Here is a 14,867-nt window from a genome sequence, read left to right as displayed (position 1 = left end):
GAATGCTGAAACCTAAGTCGATGAATCGACGCGCCGTAGTGACCGGTGGGGCAGGATTCCTGGGTTCGCACCTGGTAGACGCGCTGGTTTCGGACTCCTGGCATGTGGTGGTGGTAGACGATCTATCCACCGGTTCGTCGCGGAATCTCACGCAGCATTTGGGTTGTTCCTATTTCGAGCTGATGGTCACCAACATCTGTTCTGACTGGACGGTGGACGGTCCGGTGGATCTCGTCCTGAATTTCGCGTGTGTGGCGTCGCCCCCGCAGTACATAAAGCGGCCGATCGAGACGCTGCATACCGGATCGGTCGGTACCCAGAATGTGATCGATTTGGCGCTAGATAAGGGCGCCAGGTTGGTGCACGCCTCGACCAGCGAGGTGTACGGCGACCCACTCGTGCATCCGCAGCCGGAGGAGTACTGGGGCAATGTGAACCCGATCGGCCCACGCAGCGTCTACGACGAGTCGAAACGGTACGCGGAGGCGCTGATCGCGGCCCATGTCCGGGCCCACGGGCTGGACGGCGGCATCGTGCGAATCTTCAACACCTACGGCCCCAGACTGAATCCTGGCGATGGGCGGGTGGTGTCGAACTTTGTGTGGCAGGCGTTGTCGGATGCCGCACTGACTGTCTACGGCGACGGAAAGCAGACCCGGTCGTTCTGCTATGTCGACGACATGATTCGGGGGATCTTGGATTTCGCGCGGCTAACTGGAGAACTGGGTCCGGTCAATCTCGGCACTCCGGAGGAGATCACCATCGCCGAACTTGCCATCCTGATTTGCGACATCACTGGCATTGGAAACTCCAAGGTGTGTCTGCCGTTGCCGGTTGACGATCCGACGCAGCGTCGCCCGGAACTTTCTCGCGCACGCGAACTGCTGAACTGGAATCCGGAAATCGCGCTCCGCGAGGGCTTGAGCCGCACCGTTGACTGGTTCCAATCGTCATTGCGAATCGCGAAATAGGACCACGATGACCGGTAGTGGTTTCGGATCCGCCTCCGTGCGCGACAAGGTGGTAGTTGTCGGTGCGGACTATGTGGGTCTCACCACGGCGGCGTGCCTGGCATCGTTGGGCCATAAGGTCGACTGCGTCGACATCGACGAGGTGACAATCGCCGAGCTGACCACCGGATTGGTGCCGATCGTCGAGCAGGGGCTGCCGGAACGGGTTCAGCAAGGCATGTCGTTGGGGGATCTGCGATTGCGAAGCGATTTGGCAGCGGCAGTCGTCGACGCGGGCGACGTCGTCCTGTGCCTGCCTACGCCCATCGGCGCGGATGGTGGCGCGGATCTGGCCGCGGTATGGGCCGTGGTGCGTGAACTTGGTTCGTTGTTGCCCGGCGAATGCGTTGTCGTGACCGAATCGACGGTGCCGGTCGGCACCGCACGGCGCATCGCGGCGCTGATCGGTCGCTCGTATTTCGCGGCGGTGAGCAATCCGGAATTCCTGAGCGAGGACAGCGCGGTCTTCGACGTCTTCCACCCGTCCACGATCGTGATCGGTGCTGACGATTCGCGTGCGGCGCAGCGGGTGCTCGCCCTCTACGACGGGATCGCCAGTGACGTCGTGTTCACCGACGCGCCCACCGCGGAGTTGGCCAAATACGCGGCAAACGGTTTTCTTGCCCTGAAGCTGTGCGATGCGAATGCGATGGCCGAGCTCGCCGAGTTCCTAGACGCCGAGCCCGTGGCGGTTCTCGACGCAGTCGCGCGCGACCCACGGATTGGTGCTGGCTACCTGAGTCCCGGCCCGGGTTGGGGCGGTTCATGCCTACCCAAGGCCACCGCGGCGCTGCGTCGCATGGCGCGGTCGGTCGCGACGGCGTCCTCGCTGCCGGATGGCGCAATCGAGACGAATGCCCGGCAACCACGGTTGGTGGTGGACAAGGTGCGCGAGGCGGCCGGTGACACCCTGACCGGATCTGCGATCGGAGTTCTTGGGCTGACCTCCAACGCAGGCACCGACGACGTTCGCTGTTCACCCGCGCTGGCCGTCATCGACCACTTGGTCGCGGAAGGAGCGCCGGTGCGGGCCTACGATCCAACGGTTTCGACGCCGGCGTCGGGCTGGGTGAACGCACTGACCCTCGTCGACTCTCCCTACGACGCCTGCGCGGACGTCGCGGTGTTAGTGGTACTTACCGAATGGCCGGAGTTGCAGAAGTTGGAGTGGGCGCGGGCGGCCGCTGGGGTGTCACGGCGTACCGTCGTCGACAGCCGCAATTTGCTAGATCCCGATGTCCTTGCCGACGCCGGTCTCCGCTGGATCGCGTTCGGACGGTCGTGCAAGTGATGTTGCGTCGCGCGCCACGACGAGCTCCGGAGCGGGTGATCTTCTGCGGCGCCGGTCGCTGGGGGAGGAAACTGATCCGGGCCTTCCTGGCCCATGGCGCCGTCCCGGCGGGATTCGTCGTGCGATCGAATCCGACGATGCAATGGCTGGCGGCCGAATATCCGCACGTTCCGGTCGACACCGACGCCGAACGGCTGCTGGCTGGGACCCACGCGGACGTCGTCGTCGTTGCAACCCCAACGGAGACTCACAGCCGGTTGGCGCAGTTCGGGCTCCATCAGGGTTGTGACGTCTTCGTCGAAAAGCCACTGTGCACCGATCCCGTCGAGGCGCGCGCGCTGGCGGCTAGCGCGCGCGTTCGGGGCAAGGCCCTGTTCACCGGGTTCGTCTATCTGTATCACCCCGCCGTCGTGGCATTGCGGCGCGCACTGGCCACGGAGAACCTCGCCGAAGTGAGGTTCACCTGGGCACGGCCCGCACTGGCGGGACCGCCCGCGTGGGAACTGCTGCCGCACGAGCTTGCCATCGCGTCGGTGTTGCTCGGCGAGTTGCCGCAGGCGGTATCGCTCGATGTGGACGGCGAGCTGTGCCGCTGCCGATGGACATCCACCGCCGGGACGCGGATCGAGATCAGCCTCGACGGCCGGGCGGGAATTAGCAAACGTAAGGCGGTTGCATTGCGAACCGTCGCAGGCGAGGTCTGGAAGTGGACCGACCACGAGCTGGTGCGCTACGACCGGAAATCGCCCGAGACAGCGCTGCGGCGCACGACGTTCGGACCGGCCGAACCGCTGCGCCGCGAGGTGGAGTGGTTCTTCGCCCACCGTCACTATCCGGAGGCGGTGCGGAAGGAGATCGATCGGTCGGTCGCGATTACCACGCTGATTGATGATGCACTAGCGGCCGCGGTGCCAGGTCGGAGCGAGCTCGAGTGACTCGACGGCATACGGTTTGTGTCGTCGGCGGCGGCATCTTCGGCGTGTCTGCGGCGGTGGCGCTGGCCCGCGACGGCTGGCGAGTCGACCTAGTGGAACGCAGCCCCGACGTATTGACGGGCGCCTCCGGCTGCAACATCTTTCGGCTGCATCGCGGATACCACTATCCACGTAGTCTGGCGACCGCCGTCGAATCCCGGGACTGCGAGCGATCCTTCCGGGCCGAGTACAACGAAGCGGTAATCGACGACAGTCACCATCTGTACGCGATCGCAGCACAACAAAGCTTGGTCAGCGGTGCTGAGTTTCTGGCCCACTGCGCCGCGGCAGCCCTGCCCGTGGAGACGGTGAATCATCCCAACGTCAGACGGTCCGCGGTGGAATTGTTGGTGTCGGCCAAGGAGTCCCGGATCGATCCGGAGCGCCTGGCCATAACCGCTCGCGCCAAGCTGCGTGCCGCCGGAGTCAGGGTGCGCACGGGCACACCGGCGGATGCTAGCCTGACCGCCAGCTATGACTTCGTGGTGCTGGCCGCCAACCACAGCAACAACGGGGTGCTGGCCGGGTTGGGAATTCCGGTCCGGCGCAGGCAGTTCGAGGTCTGCGAGGTGGCGGTGCTGGAGGGCGTCGAGGTCGGCGATACCGACATCGTGGTGATGGACGGTCCGTTCGTTTCGCTCTCGCCCTACGGTCGCAACACCGGGCGGTTCCTGCTCTACGACGTGGAGCACAGCGTCCGGCACCGCGCTGTCTCGACCGTGTTCGAGCCGCCCAACGAATTCTCCGCGGCATTGGCCAGTGGCGCACCGGTGCCGGTGCCCGACAGCGCCGTTGCGGCAATGCTGGACACCGCGTCGCGGTTCGTGAGAGGGCTGCGGCACGCGCGATACGTCGGTTCGCTGGTTAGCGTGCGAACCGTCCTGCCCGACGTGGATCGCACCGATGAGCGGCCGACCATCGTTGAATGGCACACCGAAACCACGTTGTCGATACTCTCAGGAAAGATCGTGACCGCGGTGGCGGCCGGCCGAGCAGTGGCTGCGGCGTTGCGTTCGCGTACCGAACCGGGTTTCGGCAAGACAATCACCTGTAGTTCAGCCGCTTGGGCTGCACGGAAGGCAACGATTACCGGTTGTGGCCCCGACATCGCCTAGCGGGTAGCGTGATCGTCGCGGATGAGTTGGTCGGGCGGCCGCGGCTCGTGTTGGTCCGAAAGGCCCGTCACGAGTCGAGGAAAGTCCGGACTTCACAGAGCGGGGTGATTGCTAACGGCAATCCGAGGTGACTCGCGGGAAAGTGCCACAGAAAACAGACCGCCACCCTCGGGTGGTAAGGGTGAAACGGTGCGGTAAGAGCGCACCAGCACTCCGGGTGACCGGGGTGGCTAGGCAAACCCCACCCGAAGCAAGGCCAAGAAGGCCACACCGAAAGGTGCGGCCGCGCAGGCGCCTGAGGGTTGCTCGCCCGAGCCTGCGGGTAGGCCGCTCGAGGCACCCGGCAACGGTGTGTCCAGATGGATGGTCGCCGCCGTGCCGCCGTTGCTTAAGCCGCGGCGGTGTGGAACAGAATCCGGCTTACAGGCCAACTCGTCCGCCCTTCGCGGGGCTTAGCGTCGTGCTTTGCGCACCGCCTTGTTGAGTTTGCGCAGGGCAGCGTCGACCTGCTCCCGGCAACCGTCGGCCAAATCGGATTCCTGTTGGTAGAGCAGACCGTAGGTGAAGGTGTCCTCTCCGGCGGCGTGCGCGGCTATGGACTGCTGAAGCAGGTGTTCCCGGCTGACCACGCTGTCCTGATGATCGCCTAGCAACGTCTGGATGACCTTGGCCTTCTGCGACACCTGGTCCGCCCCGGTAGCCGCCGCGGTGTAGCGCAATCGCTTCGCGCGCTTGCGGATCCGGTGCAGTGCCTCGTCGCGGTCGTGGTCGACCTCCTGGTCGCCTGCGGTCTTTGCGGCCTTGGCGGCCTTCCGGACCCGCTTGTAGGCCGCGTCAATGGTTACCGGCGCCGGTTCCTCGCCGGAACTGGGACCGGCTCGTTCGGACACCAGTGCATCGAGGGCGTCGAGCAGGCGGAAGTACCGTTGCGACCGCAATGCATTCAGTGACCGTCGCAGCCCGGTCTGGTATCGCCGCCGCGCCCCGCCGACCAGGCGCTCACGCACCGGCCCACGCACCTGCTCCGGCGCCAGCCGGTCCAGTTCGTGCTGATAGCGCTCACCGAGCACCTCGGCATCACGCGCCACGCCCAGGACACTGGCGAGCTCACGCAGTTCATCGATGACCCATCCGCTTTCCTCCGAGCCAAACGACTCCTGGGAATCCCTTAGCAGGCTGCGAATTTTGCGGGTGGTGACGCGCATCTGGTGCACGGCATCATGGGCGTCGGCGCGCACGGCCCGATCCCACAGCAGCAGCTGGTCAACTTGCTCGGCTACCGCGCGGTGTATCGGGTCCTCGGGCGGTTGTGCGCCATCGGGTGGCCCACTAGGAGTGGAGGTCGCGCCGAGTACCCGCGCCAGTTTGGAGCCGTGGCCGGCCGGTGCGGCGCCGGCATCGAGCAGCCGGTTGGCCAGCCGGTCCAGTAGCTCGGTATCGCCGGTCTCAGGCATCTCCCCATCCGTTCCGAGGAGCTCCAGTTCCCACTCGCGCCACTGTTGCTCGGCCGGGCCTCCGTCCGCTGAATGGGCGGCGTCGGATGTCGCGGCCGACCAGGCGGTGACGTGGTCGTTGCAGAACTCCGCCAGGGCGTCGCCCTCGGTGCCGTACAGGGTCTGGCTTTCGCGGTGGGTGGTGATTCGCGCGACCGGCTCGACCGGACGGTCGCGAACGATTGCCAGCACCACGTCCAGCAACTCGCCTGGCACGGCGTCCCCGGTTGCGCCGGCCGATGCGGCGAGCGGCGCTCGGATCTCGGTGCGCTCGTCGGGTCCGGCCGGCAGTTTCAGATGCCAGCCGGCGTCGAGGCCGCCGGTGCGACGGCGCAGGGTGATCTGGTTGCGCGCCAGATCGTGCGCCGACGTGTCGAAGTACACCGCGTCCAGCTCCTGGGTCGGCGATTTCTCGACGCGAGCCACCGCGGCGATGCCCTCGAAAGACGGCGACACCGTCGACTCGACGACGTCGAACTTGCGCTCGACCTCCCGGTGGCGCGCTGGTCTGGGCGCCTCTACTGGCATCTTCGCCTCCGGTCATACTGCTTCGCCGCGGTCGTGGCTAGTCGTGGACGGGCCCCCATAGAGTGCCACATGCTTACCCGGCTCCCAGCGAATGCCAGTGACTGCTACGCCTTCTGGTGTGCGCGGTGGCTTCATGGCAGCGCCCGGGCCTAAGCCCGGTGCTTCCGGCTGATCCGGCTTGGTCAGAAGCTGTGCTCGTCAGCGGGGAACACCCCGCTGGCTACCTCTTCTGCGTATTGCATTGCGGCCCGGCGCAATTCGTTCCCGATGTCGGCATACCGTTTGACGAAGCGGGCGGCCTTGCCGCCGCTGAGTCCGGTCATGTCCTGCCAGACCAGGACCTGGGCGTCGCAGTTGGGCCCGGCTCCGATCCCCACGGTCGGAATGGTCAGCTTGCCGGTGATCTGGGTGGCCAACTCGGCCGGCACCATCTCCATGACAACCGAAAACGCTCCGGCTTCGGCGACAGCGATCGCGTCGGCGATGGTTTGTTCGGCGGCGTCGCCGCGCCCCTGCACCCGGAAGCCGCCGAGGGTGTTGACGCTTTGCGGGGTGAATCCGATGTGCGCCATCACGGGGATGCCGGCCGCGGTCAGGCGCGCAATCTGCTCGGCGACCCGCTCACCGCCCTCGAGCTTGACCGCGTGCGCGCCGGCTTCCTTCATGAACCGGGTCGCGGCAGTCAGCGCCGCGGTGGGTCCCGCCTCGTAGCTGCCGAACGGCAGGTCCGCGACGACCAGTGCGTGCGGGGCACCCCGCGCGACGCCACGGACCAGCGGGATCAGCTCGTCGATGGAGATCGGCACGGTGGTGTCGTAGCCGTACACGACGTTGGCGGCCGAGTCGCCGACCAGCAGTACCGGGATGCCGGCCTCGTCGAAGACCCGGGCGGTCGAGTAGTCGTAGGCGGTGAGCATGGCCCACTTGTGGCCTTCGGCCTTCCATCTCTGCAGGTGGTGGGTGCGGATCTGGGGGCGCTGCTCGGTGACTCTGGGGGCAGTAGCCCCATAGATATTGTGCGCAGACATCACTGTCCTTAGTGGTGTGGTCGGGTCGATCCTCGTGGCCCCATCGGGGTCCCCGGGTTCGTCTGACCCTGACAGTCTGCCATTTCTTTTGTTCCTATGCGCCATGGGCCCCTCATCGGCATACCATCGGCGCATGCAGCGGCTCAGTGGTCTCGACGCCAGTTTCCTGTATCTGGAAACCTCCTCGCAGCCCATGCATGTTTGCTCGATCATGGAGTTGGACACGTCGACGATGCCGGGCGGCTACACCTTTGACCGGTTGCGCGACGCGTTTTCGCTCCGGATCAAGGCGATGCCGCAGTTTCGTGAAAAGCTCGCCAACAGTTCGCTAAACCTTGACCACCCGGTCTGGGTGGATGACGAGAACTTCCATATCGATCGTCACTTGCATCGCATTGGGTTGCCGACTCCGGGCGGGCGGGCCGAACTCTCGGAGATCTGCGGGCATATCGCATCGCTGCCGCTGGACCGCAGGCGACCGCTGTGGGAGATGTGGGTCATCGAAGGGGTGGCTGGCACCGATTGCCATCGCAAAGGCCGCCTTGGGGTGATGGCCAAGGTGCATCATGCCGGCGTGGACGGGGTGACCGGCGCCAACCTTATGTCGCAGCTGTGCACTACCGAAGCCGACGCCCCCGCGCCGGATCCGGTGGACGGCGTCGGCGGCGGCAGCAGCTGGCAGATCGCCGCGGGTGGATTGGTCAGGTTCGTCAGCCGGCCATTGCAGCTGGCCACTGTGCTGCCGGACACCGTGTCGTCGGTGGTCGGAACCGTGCTACGGGCCCGCGACGGCCTGACCATGGCGCGTCCCTTCACCGCGCCGCGAACCGTGTTCAACGCCAACATCAGCGGTCGGCGCAACATCGCTTACGCACAGCTGGATCTCGAGGACATCAAGACGGTGAAGAACCACTTCGGCGTCAAGGTCAACGACGTGGTGATGGCCTTGGTTTCCGGGGTGCTTCGCCAATACCTGGTCGAGCGCGACTCGTTGCCTGACTCGTCGCTGGTGGCAATGGTGCCGGTGTCGGTGCACGGCAAATCCGATCGACCCGGGCGCAACCAGGTTTCGGGCATGTTCTCCAGCCTGGCAACCCAGATCGCAGATCCGGTGGAGCGTTTGAAAGCCATCGCGCAAGCGAATTCGGTTGCCAAGCAACATAGTTCGGCCATCGGTGCCACGCTGCTGCAGGATTGGTCGCAGTTTGCCGCGCCGGCGGTCTTCGGGGTCGCGATGCGGGTCTATGCCAGAACCCGGTTGACCGAGAGCCTGCCGGTGCACAACCTGGTGGTCTCCAATGTGCCGGGGCCACAGATCCCGCTGTACATGCTTGGTTGTGAGGTCAAGGCCATGTATCCGCTGGGGCCGATCTTTCACGGTTCGGGTCTCAACATCACCGTGATGTCGCTGCACGGCACGCTGGACGTCGGGTTGGTCTCTTGCCCGGATCTGCTACCGGACCTTTGGGAAATGGCCGACGAATTCGCCATTGGGATGGAAGAACTGCTGGCAGCGGTCGGCCGGTCGCCCAGTGACGGCCGCTGACCAGGACCTGGGGTCCTCTCTGGCAGCATAGGTGGGCATGAGCCTGTCTCGCCGCGACAAGGTCGCGCGCTTGCTGCTGATCTGGACCGCGCTCGCCGTCGTGGCGTTGGTCCTCGCGGGCTGCATCCGCGTGGTCGGCGGGCGCGCTCGCATGGCTGAACCGAAGCTGGGCCAGCCGGTGGAGTGGACTCCGTGCCGATCCTCAAACCCGAAAGTGACGATCCCCGGCGGCGCGCTGTGCGGCAAGCTCGCCGTACCGGTCAGCTACGACCACCCCGACGGTGCCGTGGCCGCGCTGGCGATGATTCGCTTTCCCGCGACCGGAGACAAAATCGGTTCGCTGGTCATCAATCCCGGCGGACCCGGCGAATCCGGTATCGAGGCCGCTTTGGGTGTCTTTCAGACACTGCCGAAGCGGGTGCACGAACGGTTCGACCTGGTCGGGTTCGACCCACGCGGGGTGGCGTCGTCCCGGCCGGCGATCTGGTGCAACTCCGATGCCGACAACGACCGGCTGCGCGCCGAGCCGCAGGTTGATTACAGCCCGGCGGGTGTGGCGCACATCGAGGACGAGACCAAGCAATTCGTTGGTCGTTGTGTCGACAAGATGGGCAAGAACTTTCTGGCGAATGTCGGGACGGTCAACGTGGCCAAGGATCTGGATCTCATTCGCGCGGCGCTGGGCGACGACAAACTGACGTACCTGGGTTACTCGTACGGCACCCGGATCGGCTCCGCCTACGCGGAGGCCTTCCCGCAGCGGGTGCGGGCAATGATCCTCGACGGCGCGGTCGACCCCAACGCCGATCCCATCGAGGCGGACCTGCGCCAGGCCAAGGGATTCCAGGATGCGTTCAACGACTATGCTGCCGACTGCGCCGAGGACGAGAGCTGTCCGCTGGGCACCGACCCGGCCAAAGCCGTCGAGGTCTACCACAGCCTGGTCGACCCACTGGTCGACCCGGCCAATCTGATGGTCAGCAGGCCGGCGCACACCAGCGACCCGCGCGGGCTGAGCTATAGCGACGCGATCGTGGGCACCATCATGGCGCTGTATTCACCCAACCTGTGGCACCACCTGACCGACGGTCTGTCCGAGCTCGCCAACCATCGCGGAGACACCCTGCTGGCCCTGGCCGACATGTACATGCGTCGCGACTCGAAGGGCCACTACACCAATGCCACCGATGCGCGGGTGGCGATCAATTGCGTTGATCAGCCCCCGATTACAGATCGCAAAAAGATCATTGACGAGGACCGCCGGTCGCGGGAGATCGCACCATTCATGAGCTACGGGAAGTTCACCGGTGATGCGCCGCTGGGCACCTGCGCCTTCTGGCCGGTGCCGCCAACCAGCAAGCCGCACGCCGTCTCGGCCCCCGGCCTGGTGCCGACGGTGGTGGTGTCCACCACCCATGACCCGGCGACGCCGTACCTGGCCGGTGTCGACCTGGCCAACCAGCTGCGCGGCTCGTTGCTGACCTTCAACGGCACCCAACACACGGTGGTCTTCCAGGGCGACAGCTGCATCGACGATTACGTGACGGCGTATCTGATCGGCGGCACTACGCCGCCGAGCGGCGCCAAGTGTTAGCGCCAGCGTGGAGCCCGGGCAACCAGCCGGTGGCTTGATCAACTCTTGCCGTACATTTGCTTCGGCACATAGGACAATTGATAAATATCTTCCACCGACAGAGCGGGATTATAGGCAGTAATTTCGGAGATCGTCTTCAACTGCTTTAACCAGTGCTGATGCATCTGATGGCCCGCATTGATAAATGGCTTGGGAAACAAGTTCGGAAGTACACCTCGAAGCGTTTCTTCGGTTACAACCAGAGTCGCGCCGGCACTTCCTATCAATCTCCAGCTGTGTACTCCGCGAACGCCAAATCTTTTCCCGGTCCATGCTAGGGTGTCCTCGTGCTCGATATCAATTACTTCAATCGGACTTCTGATGTCCTTAACGTAGGTAACAAAGGCATCCCCCAGCTCTAATTGAGCGCCCTTTTCGGTGTGAAAACGCACTCTGGACCATTCTCTGTACCAGTGGGGATACAATGCTGGGCGTGAGAGCCGTGACCAAACAGTGCTTTTGGGGGCGTCAATATTTATTTCATCCTTGACGTAGGCCTTCACATTTTCGGGACGATTTCGTTCCGGCCAATTTTCATATGTATCTATTGCGGGATTCTCTGCTGGTCTCCCGACCGGATCGCCCACCGGTGATGGCAGCTGGCTGTGCGCAACAGGTGGCGCCCCAGGTGCGGTGCAACATTGGCTTGGGGCAGGTTCGGCTTGCTTGTGCTGGCGATGCTATCCGATGTGCAATCCGTGCTGGTCCGGCCCAATGGAGGTCCGGGTATGCCCGGTTGCTCGGTGTCGCCGCGAAAATTGGAGTCGGCTCGCACGACTGCGGGATCGATGATGCATCCTATCGGTGCTCAATGGCGGTTAGCGGGCGAAGCTGGACCGACTGCGCAAAAGGAGTCACCGAATTGGAGTTGAACCGCGAGTCTTGGGTAAAGAAAAAGCGGTCGGGGGCCGGCTGAGGCCAATTTTCGGACCGTGTATCCGCTAGACGAGCGGCGGCCGGGCCCTTGCTTGCTGGACGATTCTCGGATGTCGCGCCGTGTGCAGAGTATCAGGCCTCCGCTGCTGCAAACGCTCAATCGTGTCTTTACGCTGGGGGTGTTCATTCGTGCTTTCTTGGCGCTGGCGCTCCTGTGGAACTTGTTCGCGAGTTGGCGCGTCGCGGGACCGGTGCCGGTCGTCGATCCGGGGCCGCCAAGGGCGATACGAAATCAAGGCGTGACCATTTTGCGCCGCCACGGGTATTCGGGGGTGAGACGATGGCGGCCATGTTGCGTCTGAGACCGTTGAGCTCGGCGCTGCTGTCGTTTGGGCTGCTGCTCGGCGGGCAACCTGCAGTAACGCCGCCGGTTGCCGGCGCGACTCCGGAACCCGATGCCGGTCAAACCCCGGGTCCGGGGGCGCCGGTCGCGGTACCGCAGCAGAACTGGAACGGCTGCGGCGAGTTCATCGACAACACCAGCGGAATTCCCACAGCACGATGTGCGACGGTGTCGGTCCCGGTCGACTACGACAAACCCGGTGGGGCACAAGCCAAGTTGGCGGTGATCCGCATCCCCGCGACCGGTCAGCGGATGGGAGCGCTGCTGGTCAATCCGGGCGGGCCCGGGGCGTCCGCGGTCGACACGGTCGCCGCGATGGCACCCACGATGAAGGACTCCGACATCACCCGTCATTTCGATCTGGTGGGCTTCGATCCACGGGGGGTCGGCCACTCGACCCCAACGTTGCGGTGCCGTACCGATGCCGAGTTTGACGACTACCGCCGCGATCCGATGGTCGACTACACCCCGACCGGTGTCGCCCACATCGAACAGGTCTACCGGCGGTTTGCCCAGGCCTGTGTTGACCGGATGGGCTCCAGCTTCTTGGCCAACATCGGTACCGCGTCCGCTGCGCGCGACATGGACGTGGTCCGCCAGGCGCTGGGTGACGATCAGATCGACTACCTCGGATTCAGCTATGGCACCGAGTTGGGCACCGCCTACCTGGAACGGTTCGGCGCTCACGTGCGGGCGATGGTGCTCGACGGCGCCATCGATCCGACCGTCAGCCCAATCGAGGAGAACATCAATCAAATGGCGGGATTCCAGACCGCCTTCAACGACTACGCCGCCGACTGCGCACGCTCGGCGGCCTGCCCGCTGGGCACCGACCCGGCGCAGGCGGTCAACCGCTACCACGCGCTTCTCGACCCGCTGGTCGAGAAGCCGGGTCGCACGTCGGATCCGCGCGGCCTGAGCTACGCCGACGCGACGACGGGCACCATCAACGCGCTCTACACCCCGCAGCGCTGGAAGTACTTGACCAGTGGCCTGCTCGGGCTGCAGCGCGGCACCGACGCCGGTGACCTGCTGTTGCTTGCCGACGACTACGAAGGCCGCAACCGCGACGGGCACTACCGCAACGACCAGGACGCGTTTAACGCGATTCGCTGCGTCGATGCGCCGACGCCGGCCGACCCGGCGGCCTGGGTCCGTGCCGATCAACGGATGCGTCAGGTCGCTCCGTTCCTGAGCTATCGACAGTTCACCGGATCCGCCCCGCGCGATCTGTGCGCGCTGTGGCCGGTGCCGGCAACGTCGACGCCACACCCGGCCGCGCCGGCCGCGGCAGGCAAGGTCGTCGTGGTGTCCACCACCCACGACCCGGCCACTCCCTTCCAGGCCGGGCTGGGCCTGGCGCGTCAGCTGGGCGCCCCGCTGATCACCTTCGACGGAACCCAACACACCGCCGTATTCGCCGGCAACCAGTGTGTGGACTCCGCGGTGATGCGCTATTTCCTCGACGGGACCTTGCCGTCGGCGAGCCTGCGCTGTGCGTCCTGACCCGGCCGCGCAGCTGCTTTCTTCGGGCAGGCCGCAACGCTCCGGCCGGGCATCGGTAACACGGAATTAACAGGTGTTGCATAGTGTTCGAGTTATGGATCGACAGAAGGAATTCGTCCTCCGCACCCTGGAAGAACGGGACATCCGCTTCGTTCGACTCTGGTTCACAGACGTGCTGGGTTTCCTCAAGTCGGTTGCCATCGCCCCAGCCGAACTCGAGGGCGCCTTTGAGGAAGGGATCGGCTTCGACGGATCCTCGATCGAGGGTTTCGCACGGGTCTCGGAATCCGATACGGTGGCGCACCCGGATCCGTCGACCTTCCAGGTGCTGCCCTGGGCCACCAACTCTGGTCACCACCACTCGGCCCGGATGTTCTGCGACATCACCATGCCGGACGGCTCGCCGTCGTGGGCGGACCCGCGGCACGTGCTGCGGCGTCAGCTGACGAAAGCCGGCGAACTGGGCTTCTCCTGCTACGTGCATCCCGAGATCGAGTTCTTTCTGCTCAAGCCCGGACCCGAGGACGGGTCCGTGCCCGTCCCGGTCGACAACGCCGGCTACTTCGACCAAGCGGTGCACGACTCCGCCTTGAACTTTCGCCGCCACGCGATCGATGCCCTGGAATTCATGGGTATCTCGGTGGAGTTCAGCCATCACGAGGGTGCCCCCGGCCAGCAGGAGATCGACCTGCGGTTCGCCGACGCGCTGTCGATGGCCGACAACGTGATGACCTTCCGCTACGTCATCAAAGAAGTCGCGCTGGAAGAGGGTGCGCGGGCGTCATTCATGCCCAAGCCGTTCGGCCAGCACCCGGGCTCGGCGATGCACACCCACATGAGCCTGTTCGAGGGTGACGTCAATGCGTTCCACAGCGATGACGATCCGCTGCAGCTGTCCGAAGTGGGCAAATCCTTCATCGCGGGGATCCTTGAGCACGCCTCTGAGATCAGCGCGGTCACCAACCAGTGGGTCAACTCTTACAAGCGGCTGGTGCAGGGCGGCGAGGCACCCACCGCAGCATCGTGGGGGGCTGCCAACCGATCCGCTTTGGTGCGGGTGCCGATGTACACGCCGCATAAGACCTCATCGCGACGGGTCGAGGTGCGCAGCCCCGACTCGGCGTGCAACCCCTACCTGACGTTCGCCGTGCTGTTGGCTGCCGGATTGCGGGGGGTGGAGAAAGGCTACGTGCTGGGCCCGCAGGCTGAGGACAACGTATGGGACCTCACACCCGAGGAACGCCGAGCGATGGGGTACCGCGAACTGCCGTCGAGTCTGGATAGCGCGCTTCGCGCGATGGAGGCCTCCGAGCTCGTCGCGGAGGCCTTGGGGGAGCACGTATTTGACTTCTTCCTGCGAAACAAGCGCCGAGAGTGGGCGAACTACCGTAGCCACGTCACGCCGTACGAGCTGAGCACCTACCTGTCGCTCTAGTCCAGATCTGCCGGATCCTCTGACCTCGG

General features: G+C 65.0%; 11 protein-coding genes and 1 other RNA gene. 9 read left to right on the top strand and 3 right to left on the bottom strand.

Features of this window, described 5'->3' with window-relative positions; translation table 11 throughout:
- Positions 1-20 precede the first annotated feature (20 nt).
- The 5 genes from AADZ55_RS13990 (at position 21) to rnpB (ending at position 4,829) form a co-directional block, all read left to right on the top strand.
- Entirely contained in the window at positions 21-971 is a 951-nt protein-coding gene (locus AADZ55_RS13990) for an NAD-dependent epimerase/dehydratase family protein (protein WP_085324296.1), read from the top strand.
- Positions 972-978: 7 nt separating this feature from the next.
- Positions 979-2,301, top strand: a complete 1,323-nt coding sequence (locus AADZ55_RS13985) for a UDP-glucose dehydrogenase family protein (protein WP_085324295.1) — start codon at positions 979-981, stop codon at positions 2,299-2,301.
- Positions 2,301-3,236: a Gfo/Idh/MocA family protein gene (locus tag AADZ55_RS13980; protein WP_085324294.1), complete on the top strand. Its 936-nt coding sequence runs from the start codon at positions 2,301-2,303 to the stop codon at positions 3,234-3,236. Before AADZ55_RS13985 ends, AADZ55_RS13980 begins: the two co-directional genes overlap by 1 nt.
- Positions 3,233-4,390, top strand: coding sequence for an FAD-dependent oxidoreductase (locus AADZ55_RS13975; RefSeq protein ID WP_085324293.1), 1,158 nt, complete (start codon positions 3,233-3,235; stop codon positions 4,388-4,390). Before AADZ55_RS13980 ends, AADZ55_RS13975 begins: the two co-directional genes overlap by 4 nt.
- Positions 4,391-4,412: 22 nt before the next feature.
- Positions 4,413-4,829: RNase P RNA component class A (rnpB, locus tag AADZ55_RS13970), an RNA gene on the top strand.
- A 13-nt stretch (positions 4,830-4,842) separates the two neighbouring features.
- Here rnpB and AADZ55_RS13965 read toward each other — a convergent pair.
- Positions 4,843-6,411, bottom strand: coding sequence for a CYTH and CHAD domain-containing protein (locus tag AADZ55_RS13965; RefSeq protein ID WP_085324292.1), 1,569 nt, complete (start codon positions 6,409-6,411; stop codon positions 4,843-4,845).
- A 182-nt stretch (positions 6,412-6,593) separates the two neighbouring features.
- Positions 6,594-7,439, bottom strand: coding sequence for a 3-methyl-2-oxobutanoate hydroxymethyltransferase (gene panB / locus AADZ55_RS13960; protein WP_085324291.1), 846 nt, complete (start codon positions 7,437-7,439; stop codon positions 6,594-6,596).
- A 103-nt stretch (positions 7,440-7,542) separates the two neighbouring features.
- Between panB and AADZ55_RS13955 the strand changes: the two genes are divergently transcribed.
- Both AADZ55_RS13955 and AADZ55_RS13950 read left to right on the top strand, forming a co-directional pair.
- Positions 7,543-8,985, top strand: a complete 1,443-nt coding sequence (locus AADZ55_RS13955; protein WP_423202311.1) for a WS/DGAT/MGAT family O-acyltransferase — start codon at positions 7,543-7,545, stop codon at positions 8,983-8,985.
- Between the two features lie 31 nt (positions 8,986-9,016).
- The gene (locus AADZ55_RS13950) at positions 9,017-10,579 is read left to right on the top strand and encodes an alpha/beta hydrolase (RefSeq protein ID WP_085324289.1); all 1,563 of its coding nucleotides are present in this window, start codon (positions 9,017-9,019) and stop codon (positions 10,577-10,579) included.
- A gap of 38 nt (positions 10,580-10,617) precedes the next feature.
- On the opposite strand, the gene AADZ55_RS13945 is transcribed toward AADZ55_RS13950, so the two are convergent.
- Entirely contained in the window at positions 10,618-11,205 is a 588-nt protein-coding gene (locus tag AADZ55_RS13945) for an SRPBCC family protein (protein WP_165759351.1), read from the bottom strand.
- A gap of 629 nt (positions 11,206-11,834) precedes the next feature.
- On the opposite strand from AADZ55_RS13945, the gene AADZ55_RS13940 reads away from it, so the two are divergent.
- Together AADZ55_RS13940 and AADZ55_RS13935 are read left to right on the top strand one after the other, a co-directional pair.
- Positions 11,835-13,403, top strand: coding sequence for an alpha/beta hydrolase (locus tag AADZ55_RS13940; RefSeq protein ID WP_085324288.1), 1,569 nt, complete (start codon positions 11,835-11,837; stop codon positions 13,401-13,403).
- A 94-nt stretch (positions 13,404-13,497) separates the two neighbouring features.
- Positions 13,498-14,838, top strand: coding sequence for a glutamine synthetase family protein (locus tag AADZ55_RS13935; protein WP_085324287.1), 1,341 nt, complete (start codon positions 13,498-13,500; stop codon positions 14,836-14,838).
- The last annotated feature ends 29 nt before the right edge of the window (positions 14,839-14,867 follow it).

Origin of the sequence: Mycobacterium decipiens (assembly GCF_963853665.1) — a bacterium.
GTDB lineage: Bacteria > Actinomycetota > Actinomycetes > Mycobacteriales > Mycobacteriaceae > Mycobacterium > Mycobacterium decipiens.
The sequence above is the reverse complement of the archived record's forward strand: the minus strand, read 5'-3'. Positions and strand labels throughout refer to the sequence as shown.

Bases quoted from the DNA above. Each gene is read 5' to 3' on its own strand.
- AADZ55_RS13990 (WP_085324296.1), top strand. From the start codon at position 21: ATGAATCGACGCGCCGTAGTGACCGGTGGGGCAGGATTCCTGGGTTCG.
- AADZ55_RS13985 (WP_085324295.1), top strand. From the start codon at position 979: ATGACCGGTAGTGGTTTCGGATCCGCCTCCGTGCGCGACAAGGTGGTA.
- AADZ55_RS13980 (WP_085324294.1), top strand. From the start codon at position 2,301: ATGTTGCGTCGCGCGCCACGACGAGCTCCGGAGCGGGTGATCTTCTGC.
- AADZ55_RS13965 (WP_085324292.1), bottom strand. From the start codon at position 6,411: ATGCCAGTAGAGGCGCCCAGACCAGCGCGCCACCGGGAGGTCGAGCGC.
- panB (WP_085324291.1), bottom strand. From the start codon at position 7,439: ATGTCTGCGCACAATATCTATGGGGCTACTGCCCCCAGAGTCACCGAG.
- AADZ55_RS13955 (WP_423202311.1), top strand. From the start codon at position 7,543: ATGGGCCCCTCATCGGCATACCATCGGCGCATGCAGCGGCTCAGTGGT.
- AADZ55_RS13940 (WP_085324288.1), top strand. From the start codon at position 11,835: ATGGCGGCCATGTTGCGTCTGAGACCGTTGAGCTCGGCGCTGCTGTCG.
- AADZ55_RS13935 (WP_085324287.1), top strand. From the start codon at position 13,498: ATGGATCGACAGAAGGAATTCGTCCTCCGCACCCTGGAAGAACGGGAC.